Source organism: Saccharomonospora xinjiangensis XJ-54, from assembly GCF_000258175.1.
GTDB classification, from domain to species: domain Bacteria; phylum Actinomycetota; class Actinomycetes; order Mycobacteriales; family Pseudonocardiaceae; genus Saccharomonospora; species Saccharomonospora xinjiangensis.
In genome coordinates, this window is sequence record NZ_JH636049.1 from 3,109,275 (window position 1) to 3,124,545 (window position 15,271).

The 15,271-nt window shown below is 68.2% G+C and carries 14 protein-coding genes and 1 riboswitch; of the genes, 8 read left to right on the forward strand and 6 right to left on the reverse strand.

Annotation, left to right across the window (positions count from 1 at the left end; all coding sequences use genetic code 11):
* The 4 genes from SACXIDRAFT_RS14030 to SACXIDRAFT_RS14045 all read right to left on the reverse strand — a co-directional run bounded on the left by SACXIDRAFT_RS14030 (position 1) and on the right by SACXIDRAFT_RS14045 (position 3,193).
* A complete protein-coding gene (locus SACXIDRAFT_RS14030) occupies positions 1-546 on the reverse strand; it encodes a ribbon-helix-helix protein, CopG family (protein WP_040922184.1) in 546 nt (181 codons plus the stop codon).
* 220 nt (positions 547-766) lie between these two features.
* On the reverse strand, positions 767-1,534 hold the full coding sequence (locus tag SACXIDRAFT_RS14035; RefSeq protein ID WP_006239229.1) for an ABC transporter permease: 768 nt from the start codon (positions 1,532-1,534) through the stop codon (positions 767-769).
* Positions 1,524-2,504, reverse strand: coding sequence for a daunorubicin resistance protein DrrA family ABC transporter ATP-binding protein (locus tag SACXIDRAFT_RS14040; RefSeq protein WP_006239230.1), 981 nt, complete (start codon positions 2,502-2,504; stop codon positions 1,524-1,526). Before SACXIDRAFT_RS14040 ends, SACXIDRAFT_RS14035 begins: the two co-directional genes overlap by 11 nt.
* A gap of 89 nt (positions 2,505-2,593) precedes the next feature.
* Positions 2,594-3,193 (reverse strand): PadR family transcriptional regulator, encoded by a 600-nt coding sequence (locus tag SACXIDRAFT_RS14045; protein WP_006239231.1) that lies wholly within the window; start codon positions 3,191-3,193, stop codon positions 2,594-2,596.
* Positions 3,194-3,261: 68 nt separating this feature from the next.
* Here SACXIDRAFT_RS14045 and metG point away from each other — a divergent pair, with 68 nt between their 5' ends.
* From metG to SACXIDRAFT_RS14085, 8 genes are all read left to right on the forward strand, one after another.
* Positions 3,262-5,061, forward strand: a complete 1,800-nt coding sequence (gene metG / locus SACXIDRAFT_RS14050; protein WP_006239232.1) for a methionine--tRNA ligase — start codon at positions 3,262-3,264, stop codon at positions 5,059-5,061.
* Positions 5,058-5,897, forward strand: coding sequence for a TatD family hydrolase (locus SACXIDRAFT_RS14055; RefSeq protein ID WP_006239233.1), 840 nt, complete (start codon positions 5,058-5,060; stop codon positions 5,895-5,897). The genes metG and SACXIDRAFT_RS14055 overlap by 4 nt, the downstream gene beginning before the upstream one ends.
* Before the next feature lie 242 nt (positions 5,898-6,139).
* Positions 6,140-7,558 carry a resuscitation-promoting factor gene (locus tag SACXIDRAFT_RS14060; protein WP_006239234.1) on the forward strand — a complete coding sequence of 473 codons (1,419 nt, stop codon included), beginning with the start codon at positions 6,140-6,142 and terminating at the stop codon, positions 7,556-7,558.
* A gap of 44 nt (positions 7,559-7,602) precedes the next feature.
* Positions 7,603-8,460: a 16S rRNA (adenine(1518)-N(6)/adenine(1519)-N(6))-dimethyltransferase RsmA gene (gene rsmA, locus SACXIDRAFT_RS14065; RefSeq protein WP_006239235.1), complete on the forward strand. Its 858-nt coding sequence runs from the start codon at positions 7,603-7,605 to the stop codon at positions 8,458-8,460.
* 53 nt (positions 8,461-8,513) lie between these two features.
* A riboswitch (SAM riboswitch) is annotated at positions 8,514-8,604 on the forward strand.
* A gap of 193 nt (positions 8,605-8,797) precedes the next feature.
* Positions 8,798-9,802 (forward strand): methionine ABC transporter ATP-binding protein, encoded by a 1,005-nt coding sequence (locus tag SACXIDRAFT_RS14070; protein WP_006239236.1) that lies wholly within the window; start codon positions 8,798-8,800, stop codon positions 9,800-9,802.
* A gap of 36 nt (positions 9,803-9,838) precedes the next feature.
* Positions 9,839-10,765, forward strand: a complete 927-nt coding sequence (locus SACXIDRAFT_RS14075) for a 4-(cytidine 5'-diphospho)-2-C-methyl-D-erythritol kinase (protein WP_006239237.1) — start codon at positions 9,839-9,841, stop codon at positions 10,763-10,765.
* Positions 10,766-10,904: 139 nt separating this feature from the next.
* Entirely contained in the window at positions 10,905-12,746 is a 1,842-nt protein-coding gene (locus tag SACXIDRAFT_RS14080; RefSeq protein ID WP_006239239.1) for an ABC-F family ATP-binding cassette domain-containing protein, read from the forward strand.
* A gap of 56 nt (positions 12,747-12,802) precedes the next feature.
* Positions 12,803-14,485 carry a fatty acyl-AMP ligase gene (locus SACXIDRAFT_RS14085; protein ID WP_006239240.1) on the forward strand — a complete coding sequence of 561 codons (1,683 nt, stop codon included), beginning with the start codon at positions 12,803-12,805 and terminating at the stop codon, positions 14,483-14,485.
* 20 nt (positions 14,486-14,505) lie between these two features.
* On the opposite strand, the gene SACXIDRAFT_RS14090 is transcribed toward SACXIDRAFT_RS14085, so the two are convergent.
* Together SACXIDRAFT_RS14090 and SACXIDRAFT_RS14095 are read right to left on the reverse strand one after the other, a co-directional pair.
* On the reverse strand, positions 14,506-14,850 hold the full coding sequence (locus tag SACXIDRAFT_RS14090; RefSeq protein ID WP_006239241.1) for a DivIVA domain-containing protein: 345 nt from the start codon (positions 14,848-14,850) through the stop codon (positions 14,506-14,508).
* Entirely contained in the window at positions 14,850-15,149 is a 300-nt protein-coding gene (locus tag SACXIDRAFT_RS14095; RefSeq protein WP_006239242.1) for a DivIVA domain-containing protein, read from the reverse strand. Before SACXIDRAFT_RS14095 ends, SACXIDRAFT_RS14090 begins: the two co-directional genes overlap by 1 nt.
* Positions 15,150-15,271 lie beyond the last annotated feature (122 nt).

A 15,271-nucleotide genomic window follows, 5' to 3' on the forward strand; every position in this document is an offset into this window, starting at 1 on the left:
CTAACGGACCCAGCCTGTGAGTCCCTGCTTCGCCCGCTTTCCGCTGCCGGGCGGTTCCGGGTGTGGGTCGCCACCCGGCCGTTGCAGGGCTGCGGCGGCCGAGCGGACCAACCAGGCGTTGACTGACCGCCCCTCCTTGGCCGCAGCCTCCTCGATGGCGGCCTTGAGCGGTTCGGGAAGGCGTACGTTGATCCGCGCCACAGGGCTGCTTTCGGCCATCAGCAGTTCGCTCAACTCGGTTTCGACCCTGCTGCCGCCGGTTGCGATGGCCGTGTCCTCCGCCGCGGGTTCGACCGGCTCGCCGGGCGGCGGGGTCACGACGAAGTCGGGATCACGGCCCCGCAGGCGTAGTTCCACCGATCCCGGAGCGAGGTCACGGGTGATCTCGTCCGCGGCGGCGGACAGCGCGTCGAGCAGTGTCATCCGGATCGCCGACTCCAGTGATCCGGCCAGGCGCTCGACCAGCGCACGCGCCTCGTCTCCGCCGGCTTCGGCGAGCGTGGCGAACTCCCGTCCGAGGTTGTTCACATACGAGGTCAAGTCCATGGCACTACTATGGCACATGAATGGCACCTAAGCAATGCCACGATGGCGCCAAATTTGAGCCAGTGTGGCGCACAGGTGGCTTGCAGGGCGAAAATTGCAGGTCGAATGTGGTTTCGGAAGGCGGCACACGGCAGGGACCACACGGCACCGATCCACCGATGCCCCCGAGAGGCATACCTCGGGGGCATCGGTAGGGTCCGCGCTCACTGCGGGAGGTAGCTCACGCGGTTTCCTTGCGGAACGTGCTTGCGCCCCACCACACGGCGAGCACGGTCAGCACCAGCAGCACGACGCTGCCGGTGAGCAGGCCGTCCATCGTGAATTCGCCCCGGAAACCCGCGCGTTCGGCCTCGACGATGTGGCTGAACGGATTGAGGCGCGACAGCGTGTAGAGCCAGCCGGGTGCCAGGCCGGCTGTGATGGGCAGCAGGATGCCGGAGAGCAGCAGCACGGGCAGGAGGATGGCGTTCAGCAGTGCGGGAAACGCCTCCTCGCTCTTGAGCGTCAACGCGAGCCCGTACGACAGCGATGCCATCGTGACCGCGAGCAGAGCCGCGATCACCAGGCTGAGCAGGATGCCCGTCACCGGGGCGCGCAGGCCGAACACGAGCACCGCCAACGCGATGAGAATGAGGGCTTGCGCCAGCGCCTGGAGCATGTTGTTCACGACCTTGCCCAGCAACAGGGCACCCCTGCTCACTGGAGTCACGCGCAGCCGCTCGACGACGCCGTTGCGGTACTCGGCGAGAAGGCCGAAGCCGACGAACGAGGTGCCGAACAGCGCGATCATCACGATCAGGGCAGGGGTGAAGATGGTCCAGACGTCACCGGGTGGAAAGCCGGGCGTGTTGGCGACGACCTTCTCCATCAGCGGGCCGAAGAGCACCAGGTACAGCACCGGTTGCATGATCTGGATGATCAGCCAGGCCGGATTCCGCACGGACAGCGCGAAGTCCCTGCGCAAGATCAACCACACGTCACGCCACATCAAGGACCTCCTCGGTGCCGGATTCGGCCTCGCGCAGGCTGCGGCCGGTCATCGTGAGGAACACGTCGTCGAGGGTCGGGCGCCGCACTTGCATCGACGTCATCGCCACACCGTGGGAGTCGAAAGCGCGCAGTAGTTCGGGCAGCACCAGGTCGCCGCGCGGAACCCTGAACCGGACGAGGTCGCCTGCCGTGCTCACGTCGTGCGCGCCGTCGAGCTTGCCTGCCAGTGCGGCGGCGTCGGCTGCCTGCCTGCCGTCAACGCCGATCTCGACCCTGTCGCCGGACACGCGGGCCTTGAGTTCGTCGGGGGTTCCCTCCGCGACGATCCGGCCGCCGTCGATGACGAGGATGCGATCGCAGAGGGCGTCGGCTTCGTCGAGGTAGTGGGTGGTGAGGAACACCGTGACACCGTGCTCGGCGTGCAGACCCGCGATGTGGTTCCAGAGGTTCGCCCTGCTCTGCGGGTCGAGCCCGGTTGTTGGTTCGTCGAGGAAGACCAGCGGCGGGTTGTGGATCAGCCCGAGCGCGATGTCGAGCCTGCGACGCTGGCCTCCCGACAGCGTCTTGGTGAGCCTTCCGTCCAATCCGGACAGATCAAGTCGATCGGCCAGTGTGGCGGCGCGCCGGAGGGTCTCCTGCTTCGGCAACCCGTACAGCCTGCCCTGGAGTTCGATCTCCTCGCTCACCCTGCACTCCGGCAGGGCGCCGCCGCCCTGTGCGACGTAGCCGATGCGCTTGCGGACGCCGAGTGGATCGCGCATCAGGTCGTGACCTGCCACCGTGGCCTCGCCTGCCGTGGGGCGAAGCAGTGTGGTGAGCATGCGCAGTGTCGTGGTCTTGCCTGCCCCGTTCGGCCCGAGGAAGCCGACGAGTTCCCCTTCTCCGACATCGAGATCGACCCCTTTGACGGCGTCAACCGTGCGGCCCCTTGCGGCGAACCGCCGGGCTAGGCCGCGTGCGTGGATCATGCGTAAGCCTCCGTGTTCAAATTTGACTATCGACTGACGCGACCACTCTGCCTCAGCGCGGAGACGCTAGTCAAATTTGACTAAGAGGGTTACCGGTTGCTCGTGGGGCGGCCGAACGAATTCCCCGCGTCGTCGGCCATGACGTACTCGCCTGCCCCGAGCCGGTCGAGCAGGTCCCGCGTCCACGTGGTGTCCGCCTCCACGTGAGCGCGCCAGAACCGGTACAGCGCGCTGACATGGCGAGGGTGACCCCAGTTCTCGCCCTCGCTCAACGCGACGTCGAGATTGGCGAGTTCGCCCTTGAGCTGGGTGAGGCGGTACTCCAGAAGGCTGGTGGCCCTCGCCCTGGTCAGCGCGGGCAGAAACGCGACAGCGGCGGCGAACGCGTAGTTCGCGCTGGGGTCCTGCCTCACCTCGGCCAGCATCGTCGCCAGTTGCTGGTCGAAGTAGCGTTCCCCCTCTGCCGTCAACTCGTAGGTCACCTTGTCCGGCCGGTCTCCGTCGGCGGTGTCCACATGCGCGAGGAGTCCTTCCGCGTTCATCTTCTTCAACGCGTGGTAGATCGAGCCGGGTTGCACATTGGCCCACTTGTCCGCGGACCACGACAGCAACTCCCTTCGCACGACGTAGCCGTGCGCCCTGCCGTGCATGCGCACGACACCGAGCACGAGTAACCGAACAGCCGACACGTCCTGATGCCTCCACTCCCAGTGCCTCGCGCACGAAACGGCGGACCCGATCCGTAGGCTAATCAGGTATGAGCACCCCAGTGTTGACCGCGGTGGCCTGGCCCTATGCCAACGGTCCCCGCCACATCGGCCACGTATCCGGCTTCGGCGTCCCCTCGGACGTTTTCTCCCGCTACCAGCGAATGGCCGGAAACAAGGTGCTCATGGTGTCGGGTACCGACGAGCACGGCACGCCGATCCAGGTGCAGGCCGACAACGAGGGCCTGACGCCGCAGCAGGCCGCCGACAAGTACACCCGGCAGATCACCGAGGATCTGCGGGGCCTCGGGCTGTGCTACGACCTCTTCACCCGTACCAGCACGGGAAACCACGCCGAGGTCGTCCAGCAGATCTTCCTCGCGTTGCACCGCAACGGCTATGTGATCCCGAAGACCACGAAGGGCGCCATCAGCCCGTCCACCGGTCGCACACTGCCCGACCGCTACATCGAAGGCACCTGCCCCATCTGCGGTTACGACGGCGCCCGCGGCGACCAGTGCGACAACTGCGGCAACCAGCTCGACGCCGTCGAGCTGCGCAACCCCCGCTCGCGCATCAACGGCGAGACCCCGAAGTTCGTCGAGACCGAACACCTGTTCCTCGACCTCCCCGCGTTCACCGAGACGCTGGGCACGTGGCTGTCCACCAAGACCGACTGGCGGCCCAACGTCGTCAACTTCACCCGTAACCTCGTCGAGGACATGCGGCCCCGGCCCATCACCCGCGATCTCGACTGGGGTGTGAAGATCCCGCTCGACGGCTGGCGTGACCAGCCGATGAAGCGCTTCTACGTCTGGTTCGACGCGGTGATCGGGTATTTCTCGGCGAGCGTCGAGTGGGCGCGCCGCTCCGGTGATCCCGATGCGTGGCGCCAGTGGTGGAACAACCCGGACGCGCGCGGCTACTACTTCATGGGCAAGGACAACATCACGTTCCACGCCCAGATCTGGCCCGCGCTGCTGCTCGGTCACAACGGTGCGGGGGACAAAGGGGGCGAGCCAGGCCCCTACGGCACGCTGCGGCTGCCGGACGAGATCGTGTCGAGTGAGTTCCTGACGATGAGCGGCTCGAAGTTCTCCACCTCGCGCGGCACGGTGATCTACGTGCACGACTTCCTGCGCGAGTTCGGGCCCGACACGCTCCGGTACTTCATCAGCGTGGCCGGGCCCGAGACGCAGGACACCGATTTCACCTGGGACGAGTTCACCCGCCGCGTCAACTTCGAACTCGCCAACGAGTGGGGCAATCTCGTCAACCGCTCGATCTCGATGGCCCACAAGAACAACGGCGGTGTGCCGAGGCCCAACACGCCGACCCGGGAGGACGAGGAGCTGAAGGCACAGGCGAGGGCGGCCTTCGACACCGTCGGCGGTCACCTGTCCCGTTCTCGCTTCCGGCTGGCTATCCAGGAGGCGATGCGTGTGGTGTCCGCGGCCAACAAGTACCTGTCCGACCAGCAGCCGTGGAAGCTCAAGGACGACCCCGAGCGCAGGGACACGGTGCTGCACACCGCGTTGCAGGTGGTGTCGGACGCCAACACGCTCCTCACCCCGTTCCTGCCGCACTCGGCGCAGAAGGTGCACGAGGCACTGGGCGGTACCGGGGTGTGGGCGGCCCAGCCCGAGCTGCGGGAGGTCACCGATCTCGACGTGCCCGGCAAGATCAACCCGATCCTGACCGGTGACTACACCGTCGAGCAGGCCGCATGGGAGTCGAAGCCGATCGAGGTGGGCAGGCCGCTGGCCAAGCCGACCCCGCTCTTCGCCAAGATCGACCCGAAGCTGGCCGAGACCGGCCCGGAATGGGCGCCGATCCAGGTGTCCGAATGAGCCGTCGGGAGCTGCCGCCGGTACCGGAGCGGCTTCCGGCACCGACGGTGGATTCGCATACCCACCTCGACGCCTGCGGCGCGACGACGCCGGAGCTGGTGAGGGCCGCGCTCGACAGGGCTTCGGCTGCCGGGGTCGCCGCCGTCGTCACCGTCGCCGACGACCTCGCGTCGGCTCGGTGGGTCGTGGAGGCGTGCGCGTGGGACGAGCGGCTGTACGGTGCTGTCGCCCTGCATCCCACGCGCACGAAGGACTTCTCCGACGAGGACAGGGCCGAACTGGAACGCCTCGTGGCCGCAGAGCGGGTCGTCGCGGTCGGTGAGACGGGTCTGGACTACTACTGGGACTATTCGCCGCCCTCGGCGCAGCAGGAGGCGTTCCGCTGGCACATCGACCTCGCCAAGCGGGCGGGCAAACCGCTCATGATCCATGACCGGGAGGCCCACGACGACGTGCTGGCGATCCTGGAGTCCGAAGGCGCCCCCGAGACGGTGGTCTTCCACTGTTTCTCAGGCGACGCCGATGTGGCACGCCGGTGTGTCGATGCGGGCTACGTGCTGTCGTTCGCCGGCACGGTGACGTTCCGCAACGCACACGCCCTCCGTGAGGCGGCCACGCTGGTGCCCGACGAGCAGTTGCTCGTCGAGACCGACGCGCCGTTCCTCACCCCGCATCCGTTCCGGGGAAGGCCCAACGAGCCCTACTGCGCGGCCTACACGGTCGCCGGGCTCGCCGAGCTGCGGAATCAGCCGGTGAAGGCCCTGGCAGAGGCAGCACGGCGTAATGCCGAGCGGGTGTTCGGGCTGCGTTCGGGTGACGCCGAGGAGACTGGGTGATCACGCAGCGCTGCGTGAGGAAGATCACGAGTTGCCCTGGGGGTATTTGCGCAACCCCCTGGCACTCGTTATGGTCCCGTGACCGTGCTGGGTAGTGATCCGAAGACGGCCTGTGCCGACCGAGGATCGCGACCGGCTTGGCCCACAGTCACGTCGGTGTACGTCGGGGAGAGCGTCCTGCGGGACGCGAGGGGCGGCGCTGACTGCGGGAGTCGGTGTACTTACGTGAAGGGATCGACCCTGTGACTGGTAGAGACGGGCATACGGCTGCGTCAACGGCCCTGCTCGACTGGCCGAGCGAAGCCGAGAACCTCGACTTCTCGCCCGAGCCGGAGGTCACACCACAGGACGTGCTGGCGGCACTCGGCCCCGACGCCGAAGCTCTCATGTCCGAGGCAGGCGTTGACGTTGACGAGCTGATCAGGCTCGTGAACGCCGAGACCACGATGCTTCCGCCGATCGTGCTCCCTGCCGAGACCGCCGCGGAGCCGCAGGCGCAGGCCGAGCCGGAGCGCGAGGACGGCTTCGTCAGCGCCGTCAAGACGTGGAAGAAGCGGTTCCTGCGGGGCACCGTCCTCGCTGTGATGATCACCCTCACCGGTGGCGGTGCCGCGGCGCTCGCGATGAACAAGAGCGTCACCGTCGATGTCGATGGTGAGAAGCAGACGATCCGCAGCTACGGCGACACCGTCGGCGAGGTTCTCGAGGACGCGGGCATCAGCGTCGGCGCTCACGACGCGCTCTCGCCGTCGCCGCAGGCCCCCGTCGGTGACGGCGGGGTCATCAAGCTCGAACGAGGCCGCCATCTCACCCTCGTCGTCGATGGCGAGTCGCGTGAGTCCTGGGTTCGTGCCACCACGGTCCGCGAGGCGCTGACCCAGCTCGACCTCGATCACCTGAGCACCGGTGGTACCTGGTTCTCCGCGCCGCTGTCGGGCGAGCTGCCGATCGACGGCATGCGCCTGGAGGTCAAGACCCAGAAGACCGTCACCGTCCACGATGGCGGCGAGGAGCCCCGCGAGGTCACCACCAACGCCGTCACCGCCGCGGAGTTGCTCGCCGAGCTGAAGCTCGACCTCGGCAAACAGGACAAGATCGAAGAAGGCGCGGAGTTCAAACTCACCGACGGCGCCGAGGTGCACGTCAGCCGCACCGGCGTCTCGGTGGTGAACAAGACCGAGATCATCGAGCCCGAGGTCAAGACCATCCACGACGACACCCTCGAGAAGGGCAAGGAGGTCGTCGAGGAGGAAGGCAAGCAGGGCGAGAAGGTCGTCACCTACCGGGTGACGAAGAAGAACGGCAAGGTCGTCGATAGCGAGAAGCTGTCCGTCAAGGTCGTCAAGGAGGCCGAGGACAGGGTCGTCCGGATCGGCACCAAGGAACCGGAGAACCCGGCCGTCACCGACGGATCCGTCTGGGACGCGCTCGCGCAGTGCGAATCCACCGGCAACTGGTCGATCAACACGGGCAACGGCTACTACGGCGGTCTCCAGTTCAACAAGCAGACCTGGGACGCCTACGGCGGCACGCAGTACGCGGCCTACCCGCACGAGGCCACCCGCGAGCAGCAGATCGCGATCGCGACCAAGCTGCGGGACGACCGCGGCGGCTATGGCGCATGGCCGCACTGCTCGTCCAAGCTCGGGCTACCGCAGTAAAGCCCGCGGTTTTCGCTGCGGCGCGGGGTCTTTAGGCTGATCCGGTGACCGATTCACCTGGGCTGCTTGGAGCCGCCGAGATCCGCAGGCTGGCTTCGGCTCTGGGTGTGCGGCCGACGAAGAAGCTCGGCCAGAACTTCGTCCACGACGCCAACACCGTGCGCCGCATCGTCGATCTCGCCGGTGTGGGACAGGGTGACGCGGTACTGGAGGTCGGGCCGGGACTCGGTTCCCTCACTCTCGGTCTGCTGCATGCCGGGGCGCGTGTCCTCGCGGTGGAGATCGACCCCGTGCTCGCAGCCAGGTTGCCTGCCACCGTGGCCGAGCATGCGCCGGAGGATGCCGCCCGGTTCAACGTGCTCGAACGCGACGCACTGCGACTGCGGGCGGAGGAGTTGCCGACTCCGCCGACGGCGCTGGTGGCGAACCTGCCGTACAACGTGGCCGTGCCCGTCGTGTTGCACCTGCTCGCGGAACTGCCGTCGCTACGTCGCGCGCTGGTGATGGTCCAGACCGAGGTCGCCGACCGCATGGCCGCGGCACCCGGCGGTCGCGTCTACGGCGTGCCGAGCGTGAAACTCGCCTGGTACGGCAGGGCGCGCAAGGTCGCGCCCGTGTCCCGCTCGGTGTTCTGGCCCGTGCCGAACGTGGATTCCTCACTTGTCGCGTTCGAGCGGTCGGACCCGCCGGAAGGCGTCGATCGTGAGACTGTGTTCGCGTTGGTCGATGCCGCCTTCGCGCAGCGCCGCAAGACTCTGCGAGCCGCACTCACCTCGTGGGCGGGTTCCGCCGACCGTGCCGAGATCCTCCTCCGCCGCGCGGGCATCGATCCTTCGACGCGCGGTGAGCGGCTCACGGTCGGGGAGTTCGCCGAGCTGGCTCGCGTTGCGACAGCAGTGTGATCTGGGCCTGCCATGCTTGCCAATCCGGTGGCCGGTCCGATGTACTGTGGGGGCATCCATCCTGAGCGACCGAGAGACCTGGCTCCGCGACGTCGCAGCAACCGCCCCTGATGGGGAAGGTGCTAACGCCAGGACCGATGGAGGAACTGTGTATCGCACCCCGCTGTTGACCCAGCGCAGAGTCGTGGATCAGGGTCGCCGCACGGTGTGTGCGTGTTGTAGCCACACCGTTTCTCGCTGAGCGAATCCTCCTCTCGAACCGACGTCGGTTCCCCTCGTCTGCCTTTTCTCAGGCGTCCGTGCGCGGGCGCCTGCTTTGAGTTGCCCTGGAGCTGTGGTGATCACTGTCGAGAACGTCAGCAAGTCGTTCCCCTCCGCCGAGTCCGCCGTGACGGCGCTGCGCGATGTGAACCTCGCCGTGAACGCGGGTTCGCTCTTCGGCATCGTCGGACCGGCTCAGGCAGGCAAGACGACGTTGGCGCGCTGCGTCGCGCTGCGTGAGCGTCCTGACCGGGGCACGGTTCGCTACGACGGCATGGACACCAGCAGACTCGCAGGCCGCAGGTTGTGGGGCGCTCAGCGGCAGGTCGCGATCGTGGACCCGGTGTTGCGGCCTGAGCGCACCGTGGCAGGCAACATCGCGGCGCCGCTCGAACGGATGGGCGTCGAACTCGACCGGCGGCGGAGCAGGGTCGGTGTGCTGCTCGATGTCATCGGGCTCTCGCGTTCGGGCGCGCGGTTGCCGTCGGAACTCACACCGGGGCAGCAGCGCAGGGTGGCCGTGGCGAGGGCGCTGGCAGCTGCGCCGTCGGTGCTGCTCGCCGACGAGCCCACCGACGGCGTCGGTGCTGAGGAGTCAGCCTCGGTGCTGTCCGTGCTGGACCGCGCGAGGGCCGAGCTGGGCGCCACGGTGATCGTCACGTCCAGGGATGCCGATATCGCGAAGCGGATCTGCGACGAGGTGGCTTTGCTGGATCGGGGCAGTGTCGTCGAGTCCGGCACGCTGCTGAGCCTGCTCGGCAAGCCCGGGAGCCAGCTCGCGGAAGTACTCCTGCCATCGGTGGACACGCCGAGGGCACACCTGTCGTCCTACGACCGCGCCGTGGACGTTGTCCTCGTCGGTTTCGCGGCCGTCGGCGCGCTGCTGCCCGAGGCGTCGGCACGCTTCGACGTCGGCTTCACCACCATCGGCGGCGGGCTGACGCGGCTCGGTGACACGCCGGTGGCTCGGTTCCGGCTCGGTGTGGAAGGGCAGCGAGCCGACGCCGCGCTGGCGTGGATCGCCGAGCGTGGCGCGCATGTCAGCACACCGATGTACGGGCTGCGTGACGTCGCCGCCTGAATCGGTGGTTCCTGGCGGGCAAGTAGGCTGGTGGCCGTGCTTGCCGTCGTACCGCCACCCGTGACCGTGCGGGTGCCGTCGAAGATCAACCTGCACCTGTCCGTCGGTGATCTGCGGGACGACGGCTACCACGACCTCACGACGGTGTTCCAGGCCCTTTCGCTGACCGACGAGGTCACCGTGTTCGTCACCACCGAGCCCGGGATCGAGGTCTCCGGCGAGGGCGCGGGACTGGTGCCGACGGACGACGGCAACCTGGCGATGCGCGCGGTTCGCGCGCTCGCCGACCACGTCGGCAAACCACACGAGGCCGACAGGGTGCGGGTGGTGATCCGCAAGGGCATCCCGGTGGCAGGGGGCATGGCGGGTGGCAGCGCCGACGCCGCGGCCACGCTGTTGGCGTGCACCACGCTGTGGAACCTCGAGCTGCACCGCGATGAGCTTGCCGAGATCGCGGCCACGCTCGGCAGCGATGTGCCGTTCGCCCTGTACGGCGGGACGGCGCTGGGCACTGGCCGGGGTGAGCAGCTCGTGCCGGTGCTGTCGCGGCACACATTCCACTGGGTGCTCGCGTTCGACCAGCGCGGCCTGTCCACGCCGAAGGTGTACGGCGAACTCGACCGGCTCAGGGACGCGGGCGACCCGCCGAGGGTGGGCTCGCCGGAGGCGCTGTTGGAAGCACTGGCCTCAGGAGATCCGAGGCAGCTCGGTCTGCTGCTCGGAAACGATCTCCAGGCCGCCGCGGTGTCACTGAGGCCGGGGTTACGTCGCACGCTGCGTGCCGGGGTGACGGCGGGTGCGCTCGCCGGTGTGGTGTCGGGTTCGGGCCCGACGTGTGCGTTCCTGTGCTCCGACGGCGAATCGGCGTTGAAGGTCGCCGCCGAACTCGCGGGGGCGGGGGTGTGCCGCACCGTGCGGGTCGCGCACGGGCCGGTGCAGGGCGCCCGCGTGTGCGACGAGTGACCAGGACGACGAAAGGACGTAACAGGCAAATGGACACCGATCACGACGCGGTGAGCACCGGAGACCGGCTGCCGTGCGCCGTGCTCGGCGCGGCCTGTGGTGTGCTGCCTGCCGCGACGACACAGGGAGAGGGACGCTGATGGCCGCGCATCTGCTCGGAGCGGAGGGCCTGCGTCTGGAGTATCCGACCCGGGTCGTGTTCGACTCGCTGACACTCGGGATCGAGGAGGGCGACCGGATCGGGATCGTCGGCCGCAACGGCGACGGCAAGTCGAGCCTGCTGGGCATGCTCTCTGGCAGGATCGAACCACAGGCGGGGCGGGTGACGCGGCGAGGCGGCGTCCGGTTCGGAGTGCTCGGCCAGGGCGACGACCTCGACCCCGGCGCCACGGCGGGGCATGTGATCGTCGGTGACCGCCCCGAGCACGAATGGGCAGGCGACCCCGCGATCCGCGACGTGATCAACGGTCTCGTCTCGGACATCCCGTGGCAGGCGAAGGTCGCGGAACTCAGCGGTGGGCAGCGTCGAAGGGTCGCGCTCGCGGCGTTGCTCGTCGGCGACTGGGATTTGCTCGCCCTGGACGAGCCGACGAACCATCTCGATGTCGAGGGCATCGCCTGGCTCGCCGACCATCTGAAACGCCGCTGGTCGAGGAACGCGGGCGGCCTGCTCGTGATCACCCACGACCGGTGGTTCCTCGACGAGGTGTGCACGGAGACCTGGGAGGTCCACGACGGCATCGTCGAGCCGTTCGAGGGCGGATACGCCGCCTACGTGCTCCAGCGGGTGGAGCGGGACCGGATCGCGGCGGCGGCCGAGAGCAAGCGACAGAACCTTCTCCGCAAGGAACTCGCGTGGCTGCGCCGTGGCGCACCGGCTCGCACGTCGAAGCCGAAGTTCCGCATCGACGCGGCCAACCAGCTCATCGCCGACGTTCCTCCCGTGCGAAACCCCGTCGAGTTGCAGCGGCTCGCCGTGTCCAGGCTCGGCAAGGACGTCGTCGATCTCGAAGACGTGAGTGTGCGCTACGGCGACCACGAGGTGCTGAGGGACATCACCTGGCGCATCGGTCCCGGCGAGCGCACCGGGATTCTCGGAGCGAACGGCGCGGGCAAGTCCACGCTGCTCGGGCTGGTCTGCGGCACCGTCGAGCCTTCGGCAGGCCGTGTCAAGCGGGGCAAGACGGTGCGGATTGGGCTGCTCGACCAGCAGTTCTCCCAGCTCGCCGACATCGGTGGCGACCGGGTGAGGGAGGTGCTCGCGCGGACGAGGACGACGTTCACCATCGACGGTAAGGACCACACCCCCGCGCAGCTGCTCGAACGTCTCGGGTTCGCGAGGGAGCACCTTTCTGCGAGGGTCGGAGACCTCTCCGGCGGCCAGAAGCGGCGGCTGCAACTGTTGTTGCTGCTGCTCGACGAACCGAACCTGATCGTGCTGGACGAGCCGACCAACGACGTGGACGCGGACATGCTCGCCGCGATGGAGGATCTTCTCGACTCGTGGCCGGGCACGCTGATCGTCGTCTCGCACGACCGGTACCTGCTGGAGCGGGTCACCGATCAGCAGTACGCCGTGTTCGACGGTCGGCTCCGGCATGTTCCCGGCGGAGTGGACGAGTATCTCCGGCTGCGTCGGGAGCAGTCTGCCTCTCAGACTGGGACCGGGGTGTTCGCCGGACCTGAAACGTCCACTGTGTCCAGCTCTGCCGGGAAGCCGGAGACGGACTCCGCGGAGGGGGCACAGGCTCCTGCCGTCTCCGGTGCGCGGCGCAGGGCGGCGCAGAAGGAGCTCGGCGCGATCGAACGACGCCTCGACAAACTCGCGCGGGAGATCAAGGCGATGCATCAGCGCCTCGCCGAGCACGACCAGAGTGACTACGAGGGATTGCAGCGGCACGCGGGTGAGCTGCGGGAACTTGAGGCCGAGGTCGCCGAGTTCGAACAGCGGTGGCTCGAACTCTCGGAACTCGTCGGCTGACCGCCCTGCGGCGGCCATCCGAGGCGCCGGAAACGGGCGCGGTTAGAGTTCTTCACATGAGTCGGTTCGTGGAGACGATGGTCACCACCGCGAACGCGGGTGGGCGGCAACGCGGGATGGTCACCGGGGAGCCAAGGGAGCCCGTGCGCAGAACGTGGTTCGAGGTGCACGAGCGGGCCCGCCGCGTCGCCGGAGGTCTGATCGAGGCCGGTCTCCGACCCGGCGGTGCGGTCGCGGTGCTGGCCGGTGCTCCCGAACTCATCGCGCCGACAGTGCAGGGCGTGTGGCTCGCGGGCGGCAGCGTGACCATGCTCCACCAGCCCACGGCACGGACCGATCTCGCCAAGTGGGCAGAGGACACGCTGCGCGTGCTCGGCATGATCGGGTCCTCGCTCGTCGCACTGGGGGAGCCGTTCGACGGTCTCGCGCCGGTGCTCGACGAACACGGCATCGCCTACCGCTCGATCACGGACCTGCTCGAAGCCGCGCCGCTTCCCGAACCCGTACCCACGGGTGAGGACGCGCTGGCGTTGTTGCAGCTCACCAGCGGCTCGACGGCCGACCCGAAGGCCGTGAAGATCACGCACGGCAACCTGTTCTCCAACGTCACCGCCATGGTGCGGCGTGCGGAGTTCGACTTCGACACCGACGTGATGGTGTCGTGGCTCCCGCTGTTCCACGACATGGGCATGGTCGGTTTCCTTACCGTGCCGATGACCTTCGGTGTCGAACTCGTCAAGATCACGCCGATGGACTTCCTCGGCGGTCCGCTCGTGTGGCCGGAGCTGATCAGCAGGTACCGGGGGACGACGACGGCCGCCCCGAACTTCGCCTATGCCATCGTTGGTCGCAGGCTCGCCAAAGTGGACGACGACAGCGCCTACGACCTGTCCTCCCTGCGTATCGCCCTCAACGGCGCCGAACCGATCGACCCGACGGCGGTGCGCACCTTCACCGAAGCCGGCAGCCGTTTCGGCATGCCTGCCGAGTGTGTCTTTCCGGCCTACGGTCTCGCCGAGGCCACGCTCGCGGTGTCGTTCGCGCCGCTGTTCACCGGTCTCACGGTTGACGTCGTCGAGGCCGAGGCACTGGAGGTCGGCGACCGCGCCGTGGCGGTGCCGGAGGGTGATCCTCGCCGCGATACCGACGAGGTGCGACGGTTCGCCGTGCTCGGACATCCGTTGCCTGGCCTCGAGGCCCGCATCGTCGGCGAGGACGGCACGGAGCGCGGGGAGCGCGAGGTCGGGGAGATCCAGCTTCGCGGGGAAGCGGTGTCTCCCGGCTACCTCACCGTGGACGGCCCTCTCGACACGAGGGACGCCGAAGGCTGGTTCCCCACCGGTGACATCGGCTATCTCGTGGACGGGCAGATCGTGATCTGCGGGCGCAAGAAAGACGTCATCATTCTCGGTGGGCGCAACGTGTACCCGACCGACATCGAGAGGGCCGCGAGTGCCGTTGACGGTGTCCGTGCGGGCAACGCCGTGGCGGTGCGCATCGACGCCGGAACCCGCAGGGAGCGGTTCGCCGTCGTCCTGGAGTCCACTGTGGCCGGTGACACCGATGCGGAGAACGCGCTGGCGAAGGCGGTCGCGGCCAGGGTCCGCGACGCGGTGGACGCCCGCCCCTACGCGGTCGTCGTGCTGCCGAAGGGCAGCCTGCCCAAGACCCCGTCCGGCAAGGTGAAGCGCGCCGCCACAGCGACGCGCTACCGGGAACTCATCGACTCGAGGGCCTGAACAACTCTTTGTGAAGTCCTTCAGACCAGCTTGCGCCACAACGGTGCGCGGGCGTGGCTGTGGTCGAGCGCGGTCGCGACGTACGCCCTCGGCAGCGTGGCGGACTCGCGGGCCGCGAGCGCCGTCTCCACCAGCCGCAGGAACGAGTCCACCGCTGCCGGGTCGTAGCCGACCGTGCGGCGGCCCATCGGGCACAGTGTGAACGCCACCTTGTGCACGTCGGCCGCCGTCACGGTGTCACGGCCTTCCAAGGTGGCCGCGACCCGGCTGAGAAAGGCATCGACCTGCATGCGGTTGTAGCCGCGCGTGCCCCACGGGGCGGGAGGGAACCAGGCTCTATCGACGTCGTCGGCTGTGATCTCCATCAGCGATCGAGACCTTCCGCCGTCGCCGACGCGGGCCGCAACCCGCTCGACTGCGCGAGTTGCCGCTCGACGAGGTCGAGGAACTCGTCCACCTGCTCCTCGTCGTAGCCTCGCCGCCCCAGCAACGGGCGTCCGAACCGGACGTGGTGGACCTCGGCGGCCGTGACGGTGTCCTTGCCCGCCAATGTGAGGGCGATCCGGCTGACGAAGGCATCGACCTCGGCCTTGGCGTAGCCGCGGCGACCGAACGGAGCGTTGTCGAACTGGATGTCGGAGATTTCTCGCGCGGTGAACGACATGGGACCTCTCTCGGGCTCAGACGTCGTCGCTGTGCGCAACGACCTAGCCACGAGCGGTAGGTCCGGAAACCTGACAACACAGGGCATAGCCCGATCGAGGAGCCAGGACAACCCGGTCAGGT

What these genes read in the sequence shown, in the direction of transcription:
- SACXIDRAFT_RS14030 (WP_040922184.1), bottom strand. Translation starts at nt 546, where the DNA reads ATGGACTTGACCTCGTATGTGAACAACCTCGGACGGGAGTTCGCCACG.
- SACXIDRAFT_RS14035 (WP_006239229.1), bottom strand. Translation starts at nt 1,534, where the DNA reads ATGTGGCGTGACGTGTGGTTGATCTTGCGCAGGGACTTCGCGCTGTCC.
- SACXIDRAFT_RS14040 (WP_006239230.1), bottom strand. Translation starts at nt 2,504, where the DNA reads ATGATCCACGCACGCGGCCTAGCCCGGCGGTTCGCCGCAAGGGGCCGC.
- metG (WP_006239232.1), top strand. Translation starts at nt 3,262, where the DNA reads ATGAGCACCCCAGTGTTGACCGCGGTGGCCTGGCCCTATGCCAACGGT.
- SACXIDRAFT_RS14055 (WP_006239233.1), top strand. Translation starts at nt 5,058, where the DNA reads ATGAGCCGTCGGGAGCTGCCGCCGGTACCGGAGCGGCTTCCGGCACCG.
- SACXIDRAFT_RS14080 (WP_006239239.1), top strand. Translation starts at nt 10,905, where the DNA reads ATGGCCGCGCATCTGCTCGGAGCGGAGGGCCTGCGTCTGGAGTATCCG.
- SACXIDRAFT_RS14085 (WP_006239240.1), top strand. Translation starts at nt 12,803, where the DNA reads ATGAGTCGGTTCGTGGAGACGATGGTCACCACCGCGAACGCGGGTGGG.
- SACXIDRAFT_RS14090 (WP_006239241.1), bottom strand. Translation starts at nt 14,850, where the DNA reads ATGGAGATCACAGCCGACGACGTCGATAGAGCCTGGTTCCCTCCCGCC.
- SACXIDRAFT_RS14095 (WP_006239242.1), bottom strand. Translation starts at nt 15,149, where the DNA reads ATGTCGTTCACCGCGCGAGAAATCTCCGACATCCAGTTCGACAACGCT.